The 17765-nt window shown below is 43.1% G+C and carries 21 protein-coding genes and 1 riboswitch; of the genes, 20 read left to right on the forward strand and 1 reads right to left on the reverse strand.

From position 1 onward, the window contains the following. Nucleotides 1-73 precede the first annotated feature (73 nt). From ASU00_RS03115 to ASU00_RS24310, 16 genes are all read left to right on the forward strand, one after another. Nucleotides 74-493: a TIGR03826 family flagellar region protein gene (locus tag ASU00_RS03115; RefSeq protein WP_330219512.1), complete on the forward strand. Its 420-nt coding sequence runs from the start codon at nt 74-76 to the stop codon at nt 491-493. A 218-nt stretch (nt 494-711) separates the two neighbouring features. Beyond that, entirely contained in the window at nt 712-975 is a 264-nt protein-coding gene (gene flgM, locus ASU00_RS03120) for a flagellar biosynthesis anti-sigma factor FlgM (protein WP_057911980.1), read from the forward strand. A gap of 66 nt (nt 976-1041) precedes the next feature. Next, entirely contained in the window at nt 1042-1530 is a 489-nt protein-coding gene (locus ASU00_RS03125) for a flagellar protein FlgN (protein ID WP_057911981.1), read from the forward strand. 27 nt (nt 1531-1557) lie between these two features. After that, nucleotides 1558-3117, forward strand: a complete 1560-nt coding sequence (flgK, locus tag ASU00_RS03130) for a flagellar hook-associated protein FlgK (RefSeq protein WP_057911982.1) — start codon at nt 1558-1560, stop codon at nt 3115-3117. Between the two features lie 15 nt (nt 3118-3132). Then, nucleotides 3133-4011 carry a flagellar hook-associated protein FlgL gene (gene flgL, locus ASU00_RS03135; protein WP_057911983.1) on the forward strand — a complete coding sequence of 293 codons (879 nt, stop codon included), beginning with the start codon at nt 3133-3135 and terminating at the stop codon, nt 4009-4011. A 44-nt stretch (nt 4012-4055) separates the two neighbouring features. Next, nucleotides 4056-4646: a DUF6470 family protein gene (locus ASU00_RS03140; protein WP_057911984.1), complete on the forward strand. Its 591-nt coding sequence runs from the start codon at nt 4056-4058 to the stop codon at nt 4644-4646. Then, complete coding sequence (gene fliW, locus ASU00_RS03145) at nt 4643-5086, forward strand: flagellar assembly protein FliW (protein WP_057911985.1); 444 nt, start codon at nt 4643-4645, stop codon at nt 5084-5086. Before ASU00_RS03140 ends, fliW begins: the two co-directional genes overlap by 4 nt. After that, nucleotides 5086-5319, forward strand: a complete 234-nt coding sequence (gene csrA, locus ASU00_RS03150; RefSeq protein ID WP_057911986.1) for a carbon storage regulator CsrA — start codon at nt 5086-5088, stop codon at nt 5317-5319. Before fliW ends, csrA begins: the two co-directional genes overlap by 1 nt. Nucleotides 5320-5457: 138 nt before the next feature. Further along, nucleotides 5458-6300: a flagellin Hag gene (gene hag, locus ASU00_RS03155; protein WP_057911987.1), complete on the forward strand. Its 843-nt coding sequence runs from the start codon at nt 5458-5460 to the stop codon at nt 6298-6300. Between the two features lie 989 nt (nt 6301-7289). Then, nucleotides 7290-7649 carry a flagellar protein FlaG gene (flaG, locus tag ASU00_RS03160; protein WP_082630138.1) on the forward strand — a complete coding sequence of 120 codons (360 nt, stop codon included), beginning with the start codon at nt 7290-7292 and terminating at the stop codon, nt 7647-7649. Nucleotides 7650-7660: 11 nt separating this feature from the next. Continuing rightward, nucleotides 7661-9172, forward strand: coding sequence for a flagellar hook-associated protein 2 (locus tag ASU00_RS03165; protein ID WP_057911989.1), 1512 nt, complete (start codon nt 7661-7663; stop codon nt 9170-9172). A gap of 24 nt (nt 9173-9196) precedes the next feature. After that, the gene (fliS, locus tag ASU00_RS03170; protein ID WP_057911990.1) at nt 9197-9598 is read left to right on the forward strand and encodes a flagellar export chaperone FliS; all 402 of its coding nucleotides are present in this window, start codon (nt 9197-9199) and stop codon (nt 9596-9598) included. Then, a complete protein-coding gene (locus ASU00_RS03175; RefSeq protein ID WP_057911991.1) occupies nt 9598-9939 on the forward strand; it encodes a flagellar protein in 342 nt (113 codons plus the stop codon). Before fliS ends, ASU00_RS03175 begins: the two co-directional genes overlap by 1 nt. A 252-nt stretch (nt 9940-10191) precedes the next feature. Beyond that, nucleotides 10192-10749, forward strand: coding sequence for a ribosome hibernation-promoting factor, HPF/YfiA family (gene hpf / locus ASU00_RS03180; RefSeq protein WP_057911992.1), 558 nt, complete (start codon nt 10192-10194; stop codon nt 10747-10749). A 299-nt stretch (nt 10750-11048) separates the two neighbouring features. Beyond that, a complete protein-coding gene (locus ASU00_RS03185) occupies nt 11049-11246 on the forward strand; it encodes a hypothetical protein (protein WP_057911993.1) in 198 nt (65 codons plus the stop codon). Between the two features lie 166 nt (nt 11247-11412). Next, nucleotides 11413-11498, forward strand: a riboswitch (cyclic di-GMP riboswitch). Nucleotides 11499-11525: 27 nt separating this feature from the next. Continuing rightward, complete coding sequence (locus tag ASU00_RS24310) at nt 11526-11672, forward strand: anti-repressor SinI family protein (RefSeq protein ID WP_082630128.1); 147 nt, start codon at nt 11526-11528, stop codon at nt 11670-11672. Nucleotides 11673-11795: 123 nt separating this feature from the next. On the opposite strand, the gene ASU00_RS03190 is transcribed toward ASU00_RS24310, so the two are convergent. Next, the gene (locus ASU00_RS03190) at nt 11796-12119 is read right to left on the reverse strand and encodes a helix-turn-helix domain-containing protein (protein ID WP_057911994.1); all 324 of its coding nucleotides are present in this window, start codon (nt 12117-12119) and stop codon (nt 11796-11798) included. Between the two features lie 409 nt (nt 12120-12528). Between ASU00_RS03190 and secA the strand changes: the two genes are divergently transcribed. The 4 genes from secA (at nt 12529) to cccB (ending at nt 17743) form a co-directional block, all read left to right on the forward strand. Next, entirely contained in the window at nt 12529-15042 is a 2514-nt protein-coding gene (gene secA, locus ASU00_RS03195; protein WP_057911995.1) for a preprotein translocase subunit SecA, read from the forward strand. A 168-nt stretch (nt 15043-15210) separates the two neighbouring features. Then, a protein-coding gene (prfB, locus tag ASU00_RS03200; RefSeq protein WP_236712575.1) for a peptide chain release factor 2 occupies nt 15211-16309 on the forward strand; the annotation gives its coding sequence in 2 pieces (ribosomal slippage) (nt 15211-15273 and nt 15275-16309; 1098 coding nt in all). Nucleotides 16310-16490: 181 nt separating this feature from the next. After that, nucleotides 16491-17354 (forward strand): YitT family protein, encoded by an 864-nt coding sequence (locus ASU00_RS03205; protein ID WP_057911997.1) that lies wholly within the window; start codon nt 16491-16493, stop codon nt 17352-17354. A gap of 50 nt (nt 17355-17404) precedes the next feature. Then, nucleotides 17405-17743 (forward strand): cytochrome c551, encoded by a 339-nt coding sequence (cccB, locus tag ASU00_RS03210; protein WP_057911998.1) that lies wholly within the window; start codon nt 17405-17407, stop codon nt 17741-17743. The last annotated feature ends 22 nt before the right edge of the window (nt 17744-17765 follow it).

Below are 17765 nucleotides of genomic sequence, written 5' to 3' on the forward strand. Positions count from 1 at the left end.
AAAGTATCGAACGTATTATTCGATATAAACAGTACATATCAATAATCATTGTGATGTGGAAGGAGGGACCTTGATGGATATACTCAATTGTCCAAGCTGCAATTCGTTATTCGTTATTACGAAATTCCGAGATGTTTGCGATGCCTGTTATAAAGAGGAAGAAGCCAAATACGATAAAGTATATGCATATATTCGCAAGAAAATAAATAGAACGGCCTCCATGATGCAAGTGGTTAGAGACACTGGTGTGGAAGAAATCTTAATCATTAAATTCGTGAAAACAGGAAAGCTGAGGATTTCCCAGTTCCCTAATTTAGGCATTCCGTGTGAAAAGTGCGGTACGCAGATTAAGGGCGGAAGGTTATGCAGCAACTGCAGCGATTCCCTGCGTTCGGATTTGCAGGCATTTGAAGATGAGGATAGGCGCCTGACTGAAATTCCCGGGCATGAGAAAAAAAATACGTACTATATGAAGGATGATCTAAAAGGGTAATTCATGGCAACCTTAAACAGGATTTGTTAGAATTTTCGATATTGAAAACAACTTTCGACAATCGTTGTCAGGGGAAAGATCACTGGAAACCATAAAAGATATTCAATCCTTGTCGATAATAATGATAGGGAGAAACATACAGACCATAGCCAATCCAATGGCCTTATATAGGAATCGTAATTTGGAATGGAAATCGACCGAAGGAGAGGATCTGGAATATGAAAATCAATAACGGCGGTATGACAGGTGTTAACCCGTATACTCTTCAAGCCAATAAAGCGGGGAATATGAAAGAATCCAAGTCCGTTGCCAAGGATAAAGTTGAAATTTCTTCAGCGGCAAAAGAGATGCAGCAATTATCTCCGATTCCTGCTGCAAGGCAAGCGAAAGTGGACGAACTGAAAATCCAAGTGGAGAACGGAACGTATAAATTGAATGCACAAGCGACGGCTAAAGGTCTTATCGATTTTTACCGGAAATGATTTTTATAACGAAAATGGACGGAAACCAATTTCCGTCCTTCATTCATGAGGAGAGGAGGCGGCAAAATGTCTGTACGGAGCATCATTGAGTCGCTTGAAAAATTGATCAAGCTTCATAAAAGCTTCAATCAATTAGCGATAAGGAAAACGGCAGTTTTGAAAGCGAATGATACCGAGGCCATTACCGCACTGTTGATTCAGGAACAAAAGCATTTGAAAGCGATTGATCAAACGGATAAGCAAAGAGAAGGTGCGGTCGGGGAATTTCTTCGTGCAAATGGAAAAGTGGGACAGCCTGCCTCCATTCACAGCGTAACCGAGCTGACAGGTCCGATCGAAACGGAAAAACTTGCCCACCTAAAAGCGGAATTGATGGAAGAAGTGACTAAGCTAAAGGGACGGAACAGTTTAAATCAACAACTGATTTATCAGTCGCTTCAATTCATCAACGTCTCACTGGATATGCTTAGACCTCAAAATCAAAACCTGAATTACGGCAACTCGGTTAGAAAACCCCAAAAAAGCGGCATGACGATGTTCGATTCAAAGGCATAAGAAACGGAAAAAAGGAGGCATGAGCAAATGATTTCAACCTTTATGGGTCTTGAGACGGCCAAGCGTGGCTTATCGACCTCGCAAGGCGCCTTATACACAACAGGAAATAACGTGGCCAATGCCAATACATTAGGATATTCAAGGCAGCGGGTCAACCTCGTCCAGACGCCGGGCTTCCCTACTGTCGGGATGAACAGCCCGCGGGTGGCTGGCCAAATCGGCACAGGGGTAGCGGCAGAAACGGTTCAGCGAATCCGTGATAGCTTCCTTGACGCACAGTATCGAACACAGAGCAATAAAATCGGTTATTACGGAGCGATGAGTGAATCCTTGACGAAGATGGAAGGGGTCATGAACGAACCGACCGACAGCGGGTTGGCTGCCACGATGGAGAAGTTCTGGAATTCACTTCAAGGGCTGACGGCGAACACGGAAAACTCAGGGGCGCGTGAAGTCGTTGCCTCGACAGGCGTCATGGTCGCAGATACCTTGAACTACTACTATAACTCGCTAACGAGCGTCCAAACGGATATCGGCAATCAGATCAACGTTAAAGCGAACGAAATCAATACGATCATTAGCCATATCGATCAGCTTAACCAGCAAATCAGCAAGGTCGAACCGCATGGCTATATCCCCAATGACCTGTACGATCAACGCGATGTTCTCGTCGATAATCTCTCACAGCTTGTCAGCATAAAAGTGCAAAACGTCATTCCGACGGATTACGGCAGGGCCAGCGATGTTGCGACAGGACTGTACAATATCGAATTGATGAAGGAGGACGGTTCTTCCTATAAGCCGCCCATCAATCTAGTAAGCGTTAACCAAACAGGCATGGTCGGCACGTCGAAAGTCGAAGTCAGCTATGATAAAACGACAGGTATGGTCGATGGAGTGAAAGCCGGTTCGAAAACGTTGACGGACTATAAATTTTCGGGAGAATTGTCGGGCTTGATCAACAGCTTTGGTTATAAAAAGGCTGACGGCACGATCGGCGGAGCTTATCCCGATATGCTGAAAAAACTCGATAATATGACGAAAGCCTTCGTGAATGAGTTCAATGCCATCCACAAACAAGGATATGCATTGGGTGATGGCAGCACTTCAACTCTGAACTTCTTCGAGATCGATCCAGGTAAAAGCGCTGCCCAAAGCATCAAGGTGAATAGTGAGATCAGCAAAGATCCATCGAAAATTGCTGCAGGCGGTAAAAGCGGCGGAGCATCCGGAGATAACGAAAATGCTAAGCTGCTGGCAGACCTGAAGAAGAAAGCGTTTAGTGAGTACTCGACGAAAGACCAAAACTCGAAAGAATTGACGGGAAGCTTCGACACCTATTATGCGGGTATCATCGGCAAGCTGGGGGTGGATTCGGAAAGCGCCCAAAAGAACCTTTCCAACTCGGTTGTGCTTGCTACTTCCGTCAAACAAAATAGGGAATCGGTCAGCTCCGTCTCACTTGATGAAGAAATGACGGACATGATCAAATTCCAGCAGGCATACAACGCTTCTGCAAGGATGATGACGATGATGGACGAAATGCTCGATAAGATAATAAACGGTATGGGCACGGTAGGCCGATAAGAGGAGTGAACGAACATGCGGGTAACGCAATCGATGCTAACCAATAATATGTTACGCAATTTAAGCGGCAGCTACGAAAAGATGGCCAAGCTGCAAGAGCAGGTTTCCTCTCAGAAGAAGTTCACCAAGCCTTCCGACAATCCGGTTGCGGCCATGATGGGAATGGGGTACCGGACGAACCTGAATCAAATCGGACAGTATCAGAGCAATATTTCCGAGGCGACCAATTGGATCGACAGCACAGATGATGCCATAAGTGAATCGGTTTCTGTCATGCAGCGGATTCGGGAAATAACGGTTCAAGGAAGCAATGGCACATATGAAGGCGATCAATTGAAAAATATTGCAGAGGAAATCAAGCAACTAAAGGAGCATCTCGTAAACCTCGGTGATACACAGATTGGCGGGAAGTATATTTTCAACGGGCAAGATACGAATGTGAGGCCATCTTCCGTTAAAGACGCGAATGGGGATATCGTATACGGCAAAGGGGACATAAACCTTGAAGTGTTTTCTGGAATTTCCCTTAAGATCAACACGGATGGATCGAAGGTTTTTGGAGATGCGCTTGCAAATCGCGGGAGCATCGACAAAACGATCGCTGCACTCGAAAACGGCGGCGACGTAGGCGCGACACTGGAGGGCCTTGATGTAACGATCAATACCTTCTTAAGCTTGCAGGCCCAGGTTGGTGCAAGGCAGAATCGGATTGAGCTGATGTCGGACCGTCTCAAGCAGCAGGAGGTTTTTGCCACTGAAATCCTTTCAAAAAATGAGGATGTCGATATCGAAAAAGCGATCATGGATTTGACGACCCAGGAAAGCGTCCATAGTGCCGCCTTAAGTATCGGGGCGAAAATCATGCAACCGAGTTTATTGGATTTTCTTCGCTAAGCTATTCTTAAAAGGATAGCTTTTTTTCATAAGGAGTGTTGATGATGCAAATTCCGCAAATTAGATTGCAATCCACCCCAATTAAGATTGGGTTGGATATCGAACAGCCTGTGCAGCAAATTGAACAAAAGGCAGCGGTCCAATCGATAGAGCAGCCGCAGGCCATTCTGGAAATCCATACGACCCGAGGCAAGCTGACGATCGATCAGACAAAGGCAAGGGAGGATATGGACTTGAAAAGCCTCTCTAAGCGAGTGGAGGAATTCGCGCAGCAAGGATACCAAGACTGGCTCGCAGGCATGGCTCGACGCTCGCGGCAGGGAACGGAGCTGAGGCACATAGAAAGAGGCGGAAATCCGCTCGCTGATCAGGCGAAGCAAAACAGCAAAGGAGCGGAGAAGCACTTCAATCTTGGCTGGATTCCCTCCCATTTCAGCGTCAAGCTTGACTACGAGCCAGCACAAGTGGAGATTGAAGCAACCGCACAAAAACCGATCATTGATGCTCAAATAAACCGGCCGGAACACACATACACACCGGGCAGTATCGATGTCGAAATCCTACAAAAAAATACGCTGGATATCGATTTCATTAATTTATTTCCTAATAAGACAGGTGAGTGGAAACAGAGATGAATGTACAAACAAAATTTCATGGCAAAATTGAATTAGCCGGAGAAGATATATATCGATTCGAAAGCGGGCTGCCGGGCTTTTTGGAAGAAAAGCAGTTTTGCCTGCTTTCGTTGGATGACACGCCCTTTTTCGTCCTGCAATCGACAAAAACAAAAGAGATTGCCTTCATTGTGACGAACCCTTTTGATGTGTTTCCTGATTACGAAGTGAAGCTGACGGATGAAGTGCTCGAATTTTTACAAATAGAAACGGAGCAGGATGTCCTTACGTTCGTGATCTTGACGATTTCTGATATCTTCAATGAATCGACGGCGAACCTTCAGGCTCCCGTTGTCATAAATAACACAAAAAAAATCGGTAAGCAATTCATCCTGACCGGAAGTGATTACCGCACAAAGCATAGACTGTTCGAACCTCCCGCAGAACAGGAGGAGAAATGATGCTCGTATTGACCAGAAAACAAAATGAAGCAATCATGATTGGCGACGATATTGAAATTACGATTCTCGCGGTTGAAGGAGAACAGATCAAGCTCGGAATCAATGCCCCGAAAAACATCGATATCCATCGGAAGGAAATCTATCTATCGATTCAGCAGGAAAATAGCAAAGCCACCCAAACGGAAACACATCTGCTGCAAAACATAAATGACTATTTTAAGAAAAAATCGTAGAATCCCCTAAATATGTTTCCAAGCAGGTCGATATTACATATACAGCGATGAGCAGTGATATAGGCGGCCGACTTATTCACTGCCCACCGTGAATAACCACATGGATGTGGGAACTTAAAACTCAAGGAGGAAACATAAATGATTATCAATCACAATATCGCAGCACTTAACACGCACCGTCAATTATCAAGCGCGACAGGCGCACAATCTAAATCAATGGAGAAACTAGCTTCAGGTATGCGTATCAATAAAGCTGGGGACGATGCTGCAGGTCTAGCAATTTCTGAAAAAATGCGCGGACAAATTCGTGGATTGGATCAAGCTTCTCGTAATGCTCAAGATGGTATTTCAATGATTCAAACAGCTGAGGGTGCTCTTAATGAAACTCATGACATCCTTCAACGTATGCGTGAACTTGCTGTTCAATCCTCTACCGATTCAAATACTGATGCTGACCGTGGTGAATTGCAAAAAGAATTTAATCAAATGGCGAAAGAAATAACACGTATTTCCAAAACAACAGAATTTAACACTCAAAAGCTACTTGATGGTTCTGATGGAGATGGTAAGGTATTCCATATTGGGGCGAATGCAGGGCAGAACTTAACTCTTGTTATCGGAGCAATGGATGCTACTACTTTAGCTGTAGGAACTGGAACAACTGAAGCTGATACAGTGGGTATTGATATTTCAAACCAAGCTGGCGCTGATGCTGCTATTACATTAGTTAACTCTGCTATTGGAACAGTTTCAACCGAGCGTTCTAAATTAGGAGCTACTCAAAACAGATTAGAACACACAATTAACAACTTAGGTACTTCATCGGAAAACCTAACTGCTGCAGAATCACGTGTACGTGACGTTGATATGGCGAAAGAAATGATGGAGCAAACTAAAAATTCTATTCTTGGTCAAGCAGCACAAGCAATGTTGGCTCAAGCAAATTCCGCACCTCAAGGAGTTTTACAACTTCTAAGGTGAATTTGAAGGGCGTTTTATCTAGTAATGGATAAAAGTATAACTGGGTGAATTGCTGGAACTTCCTAAAGCTGCATCAACCACAACGTAACTGGAAACGGTAAGCGTGATGGTCAGAAAATGATGGAGATGACCCAATGGACAATCAGCAGCCAAGCTCCTTTGAGGAAACTCTGGAGAAGGTTCAACGACTAGGATATACAGTCTAATGCGAAAGCTAAGACCATGAAATCCGTAGGGTGGCGATAGCCATTCGAAGTGCCCAGCCCCTTATAATACAAGGGTGAAGATATAGTCTATTCTATGCTCGAAAGACATAGTCGCAAAGCAAGCGAACCAACAACCACAAGGCGTTCTTCAATTATTACGTTAATCATTACTTTTTTAAAAAAAGACTCAAGATATTTACATCGAGTCTTCAGCTTGTAGACAAAAAGGTGTCGGAATGCTCTCATTCCGACACCTTTTTCATTGGATTGGATGCCTTTATAAAGACATCCAACGCACAGTTCAAGGACGTGTATAGGATAAAGCTGGATGTGATTTATTTGTATAAGGGTAGTTTGTAGTATTCACTTATTTTCATTGGCTTTCTCATGTGTGGAAATAGCAATACTTGCTTGAACTTTATCCATTTTCTTACTGTAGACTTTACTAAGATTTGATAGTAAATCTGTTCTGAAAATTGTAGGTAAAAGGTATGCTATCTACATGTTAATACAAAGTTGATTGGAGCGGGTGTCCGAGACTCCTGCAGGAATACGTGTCCAAGGGAGACCCCACAGGCGCAAAAAGTCCCGGACCGCCTCTGGAAAGCTAAGTGTCTGAGGTGGAAATCAACAGTCTGAATACACCACCACAAACTGTCGGCAATCTGGATTATCTTCATTTTCATGCAGAGTGGACTGAAAACCAAAATCAAAGCTTTCCCTAAATATAAAACCGTAATTACCGATATAAAAAATAAAGACATCATATTGGGGGCTATTTATATGCTGGAGAGTTTGTCCACGAATATTCTTTCCTCACAACTTAGAACAGCCATCTCGGACGGAATCAGTTCTTACTATCAAAGAGAAATCAATACAGTTGCTTATTCGGAACAAAGTGTGGAAAGCAATCAGCCTACAAAGGAAAAGGTTCAAGAAGTGGTGGAGAGCTTAAACACCTTTCTAAACCCAACACATACGGCGGTTCGCTTTGAGTATCACGAGAAGCTGAATGAGTATTATGTCAAGGTGGTCGATGATGTAACGGATGAGACGATCAGGGAGATCCCGCCTAAGAAATTATTGGATTATTATGCGGCAATGACGGAGTTTGTCGGGATTATGGTGGATGAAAAAATATAAGTGGGTGATCAATGGTGGTACGAGTAAGTGGTTTAGCAAGTGGAATGGATATAGATGATATAGTTAAAAGCATGATGCAGGCGGAACGGGTGCCTTTGGATAAGTTAACACAGAAAAAGCAGTCCTCCGAATGGCAGCGCGATGATTACCGCTCGATCAATACAGCTTTATCGGAATTGGATACGCTCATTCGAGATGGGATTGGGAAAATATCCTCTTTCATTAAAAAGAAGGTATCGGTTTCGAATCCAGATGCAATATCCGTGAAAAATATAAATTCAACTACTGATTTTACCGGGAATATTAAGGTGAACAGTCTTGCCAAGGCAGCAACCATGTCTAGTACGGAAAAAACGGCTGTTACTGACGCGAAAAAGAAACTGTCGGAATTAGGCTTCACGACGCCTCAAGAGATTACGATATTAGCGGTTAATAAAGAGGGCGGCTTTGATACGGTAGATAATGACGGAGTAACGCCTAAGCCGTATACACTTACGCTTAATGCCGAAGATACGCTAGAGAGTGTCATCAATAAAATTAATGCAAACTCTGGGGTCACGCTGTTTTTTGATCAAAATTCGCAAAACTTTTCGATTACCGCTAAAAATACCGGTGATGTAAAAGATGGTCCTGAAATTAAACTGGGCGGCAGCGGAGATTTTTTTGCTGCGTTAAAACTGAGCAGCAACAACGAAGAAGCTGGCGGAACAAAAGGGGAAAATGTATCGATTACGTATAATGGCCTGGACATTTCCCGCCCTTCGAATACGTTCCAAATCAATGGAGCGGAAATAACGGTCAAGCAGAAAACGATGGATACCGTGACTTTCTCATCAACGGCTGATGTGGATGCCATTTTGGACACGGTCACGCAGTTCGTGAACAAATACAACGAAATCATTAAAAAGGTCCAGGATAAAACAGGTGAAGCAAAATATCGCTCCTTCACTCCGCTGACTGCCGAGCAAAAGAAGGCAATGACAGAGGATGAAGTGAAGCTTTGGGAAGAAAAAGCGAAGAGCGGTACGCTAAGAAGTAATTCGACATTAAAAAGTCTTCTGACCACGATGCGGTCTTCCTTGTATACCGCTGTGGATGGAATCACGGGAAAAAACAACCTTAGCAGCCTAGGCATTACCACGACCAAGAATTACTTGGAGGGCGGCAAATTAACGATTGATGAGGACAAGCTTAGAGCAGTGATTAGTGAGGATCCCAATGCGATTTATAATATGTTCATGGCTGATGGTTCGGAAAAAAGCGACAAAGGTCTGGCTCGCCGTTTGCGTGATGATATACAATCTTCCATGAAGGTTATTACGGAAAAGGCCGGGAAGGCTGGATTTGTTAATAACTCGTTTACCATCGGGAAGCTGGTTAATGGATTGGATACCCGGATTTCAACATTTGAAGCAAAGTTAACGAAATTGGAATCGCGCTACTATAGTCAGTTCACGGCGATGGAAAAAGCGATTCAAAAGGCGAACAGCCAAAGTGCATCGTTAGCTTCTTATTTTAGTTAAGGTAAGTCGGAAAGGAAGATAAATATGGCGATGAATAATCCTTATCAATCGTATCAACAAAATTCGGTCAATACAGCATCTCCGGGAGAGCTGACATTAATGCTGTACAATGGCTGCCTGAAGTTCATCACGCTCGGGCGGAAGGCAATCGAAGCGGGGAATATCGAAGCGAAAAATACGAACATCATCAAGGCGCAAAACATCATCCATGAATTGATGGTGACGCTGAACATGGACTTTGTGGTATCCAAGGAAATGATGAGTTTGTATGATTTCATGAATCGCCGCCTGATAGAGGCAAATTTGAAAAATGATGTTGCTGCCTTGGACGAGGTGGAAGGACTCGTCACTGACTTCCGTAATACATGGAAGGAAGTCATTCAAATCAATCGAAAAAAACAATTCAGCCAAAGCGGGCAAGTGTAATGATTCAAGCCTTTCATGACTTGACTGCCGAATTACTTGCCGTTCTGGAGGATATGACGTTTGCAGAACGTCAGGACAAGATAGAAAGCATCACCGAGCTGATTGAGCGGCGGGAGTACATCTTAGTACAAATCAAGCCGCCCTTTACTGATGCAGAGCAGCAGCTAGGACGCAGAACGATGGTGCTCAATCAACAGATCGATAGCTTGCTGAAGCTTCAAAAGCAAGAAATACAGCGGGACATCCTGGAAATAAACAAAAAGAAAAAATCATCCAATAAATATATGAACCCTTATGAAAGTCTATCAATCGATGGCATGTTCTATGATAAAAGAAACTGATTACCCAACCGTTTGGATTCCAAACGGTTTTTATGTTAAAAATATTTAAATTTTCTGTAAATATTTTAGCCTTTATTTTTTCCTTATGGCTAGGCATTTGTTATAATGAAGTCAGGGTAGACATCAACCCTTTAAAACCTTCCGACAATTGTTTTAAAATTTCGACATATTTCATGATGTGTTTCTAAAGGGAACCGGAGGGGTATTGTAGAATCTAACTGTTATAGTCTTATTTTAAGGAGGACTCACTTTATGAATTACAACGTACGCGGTGAAAACATTGAGGTAACTCCAGCAATTCGAGAATACGTCGAAAAGAAAATTGGCAAGTTAGAACGATATTTTAACAATACACCAGATGCAAATGTGTTAGTTAATTTGAAAGTGAACAATAATACATCCAAGGTCGAAGTGACGATTCCTATGCAGAATTTGGTTCTTCGTGCTGAAGAGGAAAATGCGGATATGTATGCTGCCATTGACTTGATCAATGATAAGCTTGAACGCCAAATTCGTAAACATAAAACGAAGGTCAATCGTAAATTCAGAAACAATTTATCAACGACTCCTGAAGCATTTGCCTTCAATACGGACGTTGACGAAGTGGTCGATGAATTCGAAGAAGAGAATGATGTTGAAGTGGTCCGCAACAAGCGCTTTGATTTAAAGCCGATGGACAGTGAAGAAGCGATTTTGCAAATGAATATGCTTGGTCACAGCTTCTTCGTTTACACGAATGCAGATACGAACACAACGAACGTCGTATACCGTCGTAAAGATGGACGTTACGGCTTGATCGAACCTAGCTAAATCTGAATCTATCAACTAAAGCACAGCCCAGTCATTGGGTTGTGCTTTTTGGCGTCGTGTTAGATTGATAGAGCTTTTCTTCACGGGAAAATGGCGAAGTCCAGCGTTCACTTCATCATGCAATATGTCTATTGTTTCATTTATAGAACGTATATTGTTCTTTATTAAGATAAATAGTTAGTTATGCCCATGTTAAGGAATCTTTCTTTTGTACTATACTTAAGTTGTTCGTTCTTTAAATAGAACGTTATGTTATTTTTTAAAGAACAACTGAAGCGAGGTGCAGAGGGGTTGATAGTTTGTATCAGAAGAATTGCCATAAATGCCGACGGGCTTCTTTTAGCAGTGCAGAATATGGGGAGTGGCTTTGCCCAACCTGCGGTGATGACCTGACTGTGCAAAAAGCCTTGGATCCGCTAGTGATGGAGAGAGTTAATGGGCTTCATCAACAGAATAAGAAGAGCGATATATACCGTTTCATAAAAAGAAGTAAATGATAGGTATGCAAAAAACACTTAAAGTTTATGCTGAATTTTCTTAATATTGTAATATTTTGTCGGATAAAATTTTTTGCTTTTTGCTAGTTTAGCGACATAATATAACAATATATGGTGCAAGTATCCGGTATAATATGTTTATAAGCAATGTATTTGGTAATAGGTACCACGACAAAGGCAAACTTATTGAAAGATAAGGGCGCAAAGGCACAGGTCTAAGGTCCGCTAGACTAAGATGGCTGGTCTGCCTGAAATACAAAGGTATTTTAGGAGGTATAGATGAGGGTGGTTAAAATGGAAATGGATCAGGAATGGGTCGAGTTAATTTCAGAAGCACGGAACTTGGGTTTTAAAAAAGAGGAAATTAGTGCTTTTTTTGAACGAAAATGCCTTGAGGTTCCATTAGAGGAGAGAGATGGAAGCTAATTACAAAACAACCCTATAAACAGCGGGTGTTTATAGGGCTAATTATTCCCAAGTAGATTTCAGTATGTATAGCTCATTCAAGCTGTTTAGGTCAGGATTATGTAGGGTCAGGTTAATTAACCTCTACTCTTCTTTATCTTTTCTCCATTTATTAAACTCGATGAATTCCCTGAATTGTTGTTTCGAAACGCCCGAATTCATAGCTTCCTCTACGATTCTCATCCAGTCATTATCCAAGGTTTCCTTGTTTGGTGCATCGTATAGGAGGGCATCAACAGGGATGTTAAGTACGACGGAGATTTTTTCTAGAAATTGAATGGAAGGGTTCGTTTGTAAGTTACGCTCTAGCGAACTTAAGTAAGACTTTGCCACCCCGGCTTTATCGGCAAGTTCGGTCATTGACATTTTCTTTTCTTCCCGCAGTTTTTTTACGCGTTCACCAATCATAATACCACCTCGAAACATGTTCTATTTATCTTCTACTTTTAATGTTTAGTAGCCCACCTTAAAAAATTCAAACATGAAGCCCGTAAGGTTGATATACCTTGACAGCTATCGCTACGGCTTAGGCAGAATAATTAAGTGATGGAAGGGTAAGGATTATCCACATTTGCATTTGGAATGGTGGGGAGTTTCCATATATTATTTATACTTCCTCCTATTTTAACAGTTTTCCTCCTCATTTATCCATTGTTTTTCGCAAGAATTGAATTCGGATCAAGTGACATGAAGTTGTACCTCTAGGATAGAAGTGGTAAAATTAAGCGTAGATTGGGAATAATAGAAGTGCATTTCTTCTTATTTATATGAAATTTGTCAATGGATGATCACTACCATAATAGAGGAGCGTTATTGAATGCTTAATATATTGAATAAAGTTTTTGATCCGAATAAGCGAGAAATTAAACGTCTGGAAAAGATCGCTGATCAAGTCGAGGCGCTGGCTGATGGGACGGCCGCATTATCGGACGAACAGCTGCGTGCCAAAACGGGGGAGTTTAAAGAGCGCTACCAAAACGGGGAAACCGTCGATGATTTGCTCGTAGAGGCTTTTGCGGTCGCCCGTGAAGGAGCGAAACGTGCTCTTGGTTTATATCCTTACCGTGTTCAAATCATGGGTGGGGCATCGCTTCATGATGGGAATATCTCAGAGATGAAAACAGGGGAAGGTAAAACATTAACATCCACGATGCCGGTTTATTTAAACGCGCTTACTGGTAAAGGTGTACATGTCGTTACAGTCAATGAATATTTGGCCCACCGTGATGCTTCCGAGATGGGTGTTTTGTTTGACTTCCTTGGTTTGTCCGTCGGACTGAACCTGAACAGCCATTCAAAGGATGAAAAACAAGAGGCGTATAATGCCGATGTTACGTATAGCACGAATAATGAGTTAGGCTTTGATTACTTGCGTGACAATATGGTGTTATATAAAGAACAAATGGTCCAGCGGCCTTTGCATTTTGCTGTCATCGATGAAGTCGATTCGATTTTAATTGATGAGGCCAGAACGCCGTTGATCATCTCCGGTTCTGCACAAAAATCGGCCCAGCTTTATATCCAGGCCAATGCGTTTGTCAGAACGCTGCAAAAAGAAAAGGATTATACGTATGATGAAAAGACAAAAGGTGTACAGCTAACCGAGGATGGCATGAACCGTGCCGAAAAAGCGTTCAATATCGATAACTTGTTTGATATTAGCCACGTTACTTTGAACCATCATATCAACCAGGCATTGAAGGCACATGTTTCCATGCATTTAGATGTGGATTATGTCGTTCAGGAAGGCGAGATCGTCATCGTTGATCAATTCACCGGCCGGTTGATGAAAGGGCGTCGTTACAGTGAAGGCCTCCATCAGGCGATTGAAGCGAAAGAGGGTCTTGAAATTCAGAATGAAAGCATGACGCTTGCGACGATCACGTTCCAGAATTACTTCCGGATGTACGAAAAACTTTCCGGCATGACTGGTACAGCCAAAACGGAAGAAGAGGAATTCCGCAATATCTACAATATGAATGTCATTGCGATCCCGACAAACAGGAACATCATTAGGGATGACAGGGCCGATCTAATTTATGCGTCAACTGATGGTAAATTCCGGGCAGTTGTTGAAGACATCGCCGAAAGGTATGCATTGGGTCAGCCTGTGCTAGTCGGAACGGTTGCTATTGAAACGTCGGAAGTCATTTCAGCTTATTTATCTAAAAAGGGGATACCTCACGATGTCTTGAATGCGAAGAATCATGAGCGTGAAGCTGATATCATTGCCAATGCTGGTAATCAAGGTTCCGTTACGATCGCTACGAACATGGCTGGGCGTGGTACGGATATCAAGCTTGGAGAAGGTGTCAAGGACCTAGGCGGACTTGCTGTCATCGGTACGGAGCGCCATGAAAGCAGGCGTATCGATAATCAGTTGCGTGGTCGTTCGGGCCGTCAAGGAGATCCAGGGGTCACACAATTTTATTTATCAATGGAAGATGAATTGATGCGCCGTTTCGGCTCCGATAATATGAAAAACATGATGGCACGTCTCGGTATGGATGATTCCCAGCCAATCCAAAGCAAGATGGTGACTCGTGCCGTTGAATCTGCGCAGAAACGAGTCGAAGGCAATAACTTCGATTCACGTAAGCAATTACTGCAATATGATGATGTTCTTCGCCAACAACGGGAAATTATCTATAAGCAACGTTTCGATGTGATGGAAAGTGAAAATCTACGTGAAATCGTCGAAACGATGATAGCGGCCTCCATCCAGCGCAATGTGCCAGCATTTGCACCGATGGGTGATGAGGAAGGCTGGAACCTGCAGGGCCTTGTCGATTACTTGAACGGCAACTTATTCGATGAGGGATCGATCACCGTAGCTGATTTAGAAGGAAAAGATGAAGCGGAATTGGTTGAATTCATTTTAGCCAAGGTGAAAGATGACTATGACGAAAAAGAAGAAGAGCTATCTGAAGAGCAAATGCGTGAATTCGAAAAGGTCATCGTTCTACGTGCGGTCGACAGTAAATGGATGGATCATATCGATGCGATGGAGCAATTGCGCCAAGGGATTCACCTTCGTGCTTATGGACAAATCGATCCGCTGCGCGAATATCAATCAGAGGGCTTTGCCATGTTTGAGGCGATGATAGCCTCCATGGAGGACGAAGTCGCTAAATACATCATGAAAGCTGAAATCCGCAATAATTTAGAGCGGACGGAAGTCATAAAAGGACAAGCGGTAAACCCGAAGGAAGAAGATGGAGGCAAAGTGAAAAAGGCCCCGTCCCGTAAAAAGGAAGACGTTGGGAGAAATGCGCTTTGTCCTTGCGGCAGCGGTAAAAAATATAAGAATTGCCATGGCAGTGTAGGCTAATATTAGGTGTATAATGAATAAGGGACGGTTAAGTCAGGAACTTGCCGCCTCTTTTCATGTTTCGTTTGCATAAAGTTGTATATTTGCATATAGTTTGAAGAGGAATAATGGTACTGAGGCGAATCCCTTTGTAGGGATTTTTTTAACATACTTAATGAGGTGAAGGAAATGGAATTAGCAGAAATAAGAAATGAACTTGAACGGACAGCGCAACGATTAACGGACTTTAGGGGGTCTCTTTGACTTAGATGAAAAAGAGGCACGGATCGCTCAGCTTGAAAATGAGATGACACACCCTGATTTTTGGAATGATCAGCAAAAAGCGCAGACTGTCATCAATGAAACGAATGCATTGAAAGAACAAGTCAACCAGCTGTCTGATTTGAACGAATCATACGAAAATCTGGACCTGACGTATGAACTAGTGAAAGAAGAAAATGATGCAGAACTTTTGGCAGAGCTTGAAGAAGAAATCACGATTCTTTCACAAAAGATGAATGAATTCGAATTGCAGCTGTTATTAAGCGAAGAATACGATTCAAAAAATGCCATTCTTGAACTGCATCCTGGTGCTGGCGGAACGGAGTCCCAAGATTGGGGGTCGATGCTGCTGCGCATGTATACAAGATGGGGTGAAAAAAGAGGCTTTAAAGTGGAAACCCTTGATTACCTTCCAGGTGATGAAGCTGGAATCAAAAGTGTTACACTGCTTTTCAAAGGCCATAACGCCTACGGATATTTGAAAGCGGAAAAAGGCGTTCACCGTCTTGTTCGTATTTCTCCGTTTGATTCATCGGGGCGACGCCATACGTCATTCGTTTCCTGTGAAGTCATGCCGGAATTCGATGAGACGATCAATATCGAGATACGTACGGAAGATCTGAAGGTTGATACGTACAGGGCAAGCGGTGCTGGTGGTCAGCATATCAATACGACCGATTCGGCTGTCCGTATTACCCATTTACCTACCAATACGGTAGTGACGTGCCAAAATGAGAGATCGCAAATTAAAAACAAGGCCCAAGCGATGAACATGCTGAAAGCCAAACTATATCAACGTGAAATTGAACAGCAACAAGCGGATTTGGATGAAATTCGCGGTGAGCAAAAGGAAATAGGCTGGGGAAGCCAAATTCGTTCCTATGTTTTCCATCCGTATTCCATGGTTAAAGATCACCGTACCAGTGCGGAGACCGGAAACTTGGGGTCGGTCATGGATGGAGATATAGATATGTTCATCGATGCGTACCTCCGTTCAAAATTATAAGATATGACGGCCGGACCCGTTTCTATGGTCCGGCTTTTTTTGTGAAATTTTCATGATGGCGTCCGCTGTTCCTTTATAACATGCTATCTGGCTGATTTTTACAGGATATGAAAAGGGATGTCATACTATGTTCGGCCAATACTAGATAATAATGAATGATCGTTTGAGGAGACAATAAAGAATGAGAAAAAGATACAGGGAGCCGAAGCCCCCTTTCATGCAAAAGTTAATCGAATATGGTTTGGTGATTGTCGGTTCGGCCATAATTGCCATCGGTTTTAATGTTTTTTTACTGCCGAATCAAGTTGCTTCTGGCGGGGTCAGCGGCATCAGTACGATACTCAAGTCCACTCTCGGCTGGGAGCCAGCTTATGTGTTATGGGGGTTCAATATTCCTTTATTCATGGCCGGACTTATCATCCTTGGAAGGCATTTTGGTGCCAAAAGCTTGATAGGGACCTTGTTCTTGCCACTAGTGGTATTCTTGACAAAAAACTGGGCGCCCTGGACGAATGATGCCCTGCTTGGCTCCATTTGCGGGGGGATTATGGTCGGTCTTGGATTGGGCCTTGTCTTTCGCGGGAAGGGGAGCACAGGAGGAACCGATCTAGCAGCGCAGATTTTCCATAAATATACGCATCTGTCATTAGGGACCTGTGTCGCCGTTATCGATGGCATCATCGTGTTAAGTGCCGCGATTGTCTTCGATATTGAAAAAGGGCTTTATGCGTTGATTGCCTTATATGTGACAAGCAAGACGATCGATCTTGTCCAAGTCGGACTAAATCGATCCAAGATGGCACTGATCATCACGAATAATGAACGGAATGTAAGGGATGCTATCATACATGAGCTAGACCGTGGGGTAACGGGGATATCCGGTTATGGGGGATATACGGATGACACCCGCCCAATCATGATGTGTGTAATAGATCAGTCTGAATTCACCAAATTGAAACAATTGGTGAAACTCGTTGACCCTAAAGCGTTTGTGATCGTCACGGACGCTTCGGAGGTATTGGGCGAGGGTTTTAAACTGGAGTGATATTGGTATAATGTTCTTGTATTGGTAATAGGGAGAGGGGGGTAAAATAAATGAGAATGAAATGGGTAGCCTTAGTTTTGGGTACTTCATTGGTTTTGGCTGCATGTGGTGGGAATGATGATGCATCAGATAAGCCAGCAAGTGAAAGTGGAGAAACGACCACGGCAGGTGCCGGTGATGCCGCCAAGATTTATGAAAACAAATGCTCAAGCTGTCATGCTGTGAATCTCGAGGGTGGCGTTGGACCAAATTTAACGAAGGTCGGCGCGAAGCTGACGAAGGCTGACATCGAAAAGGTCATTGCAAATGGGCAAGGTGCAATGCCGAAGGGAATCCTCCAAGGCAAAGAAGCGAGCATGGTCGCTGAATGGCTGAGTAAACATAAATAAATAATCGACCATAGGAACGTTC

It is taken from the genome of Peribacillus muralis, assembly GCF_001439925.1.
Lineage (GTDB): Bacteria > Bacillota > Bacilli > Bacillales > DSM-1321 > Peribacillus > Peribacillus muralis.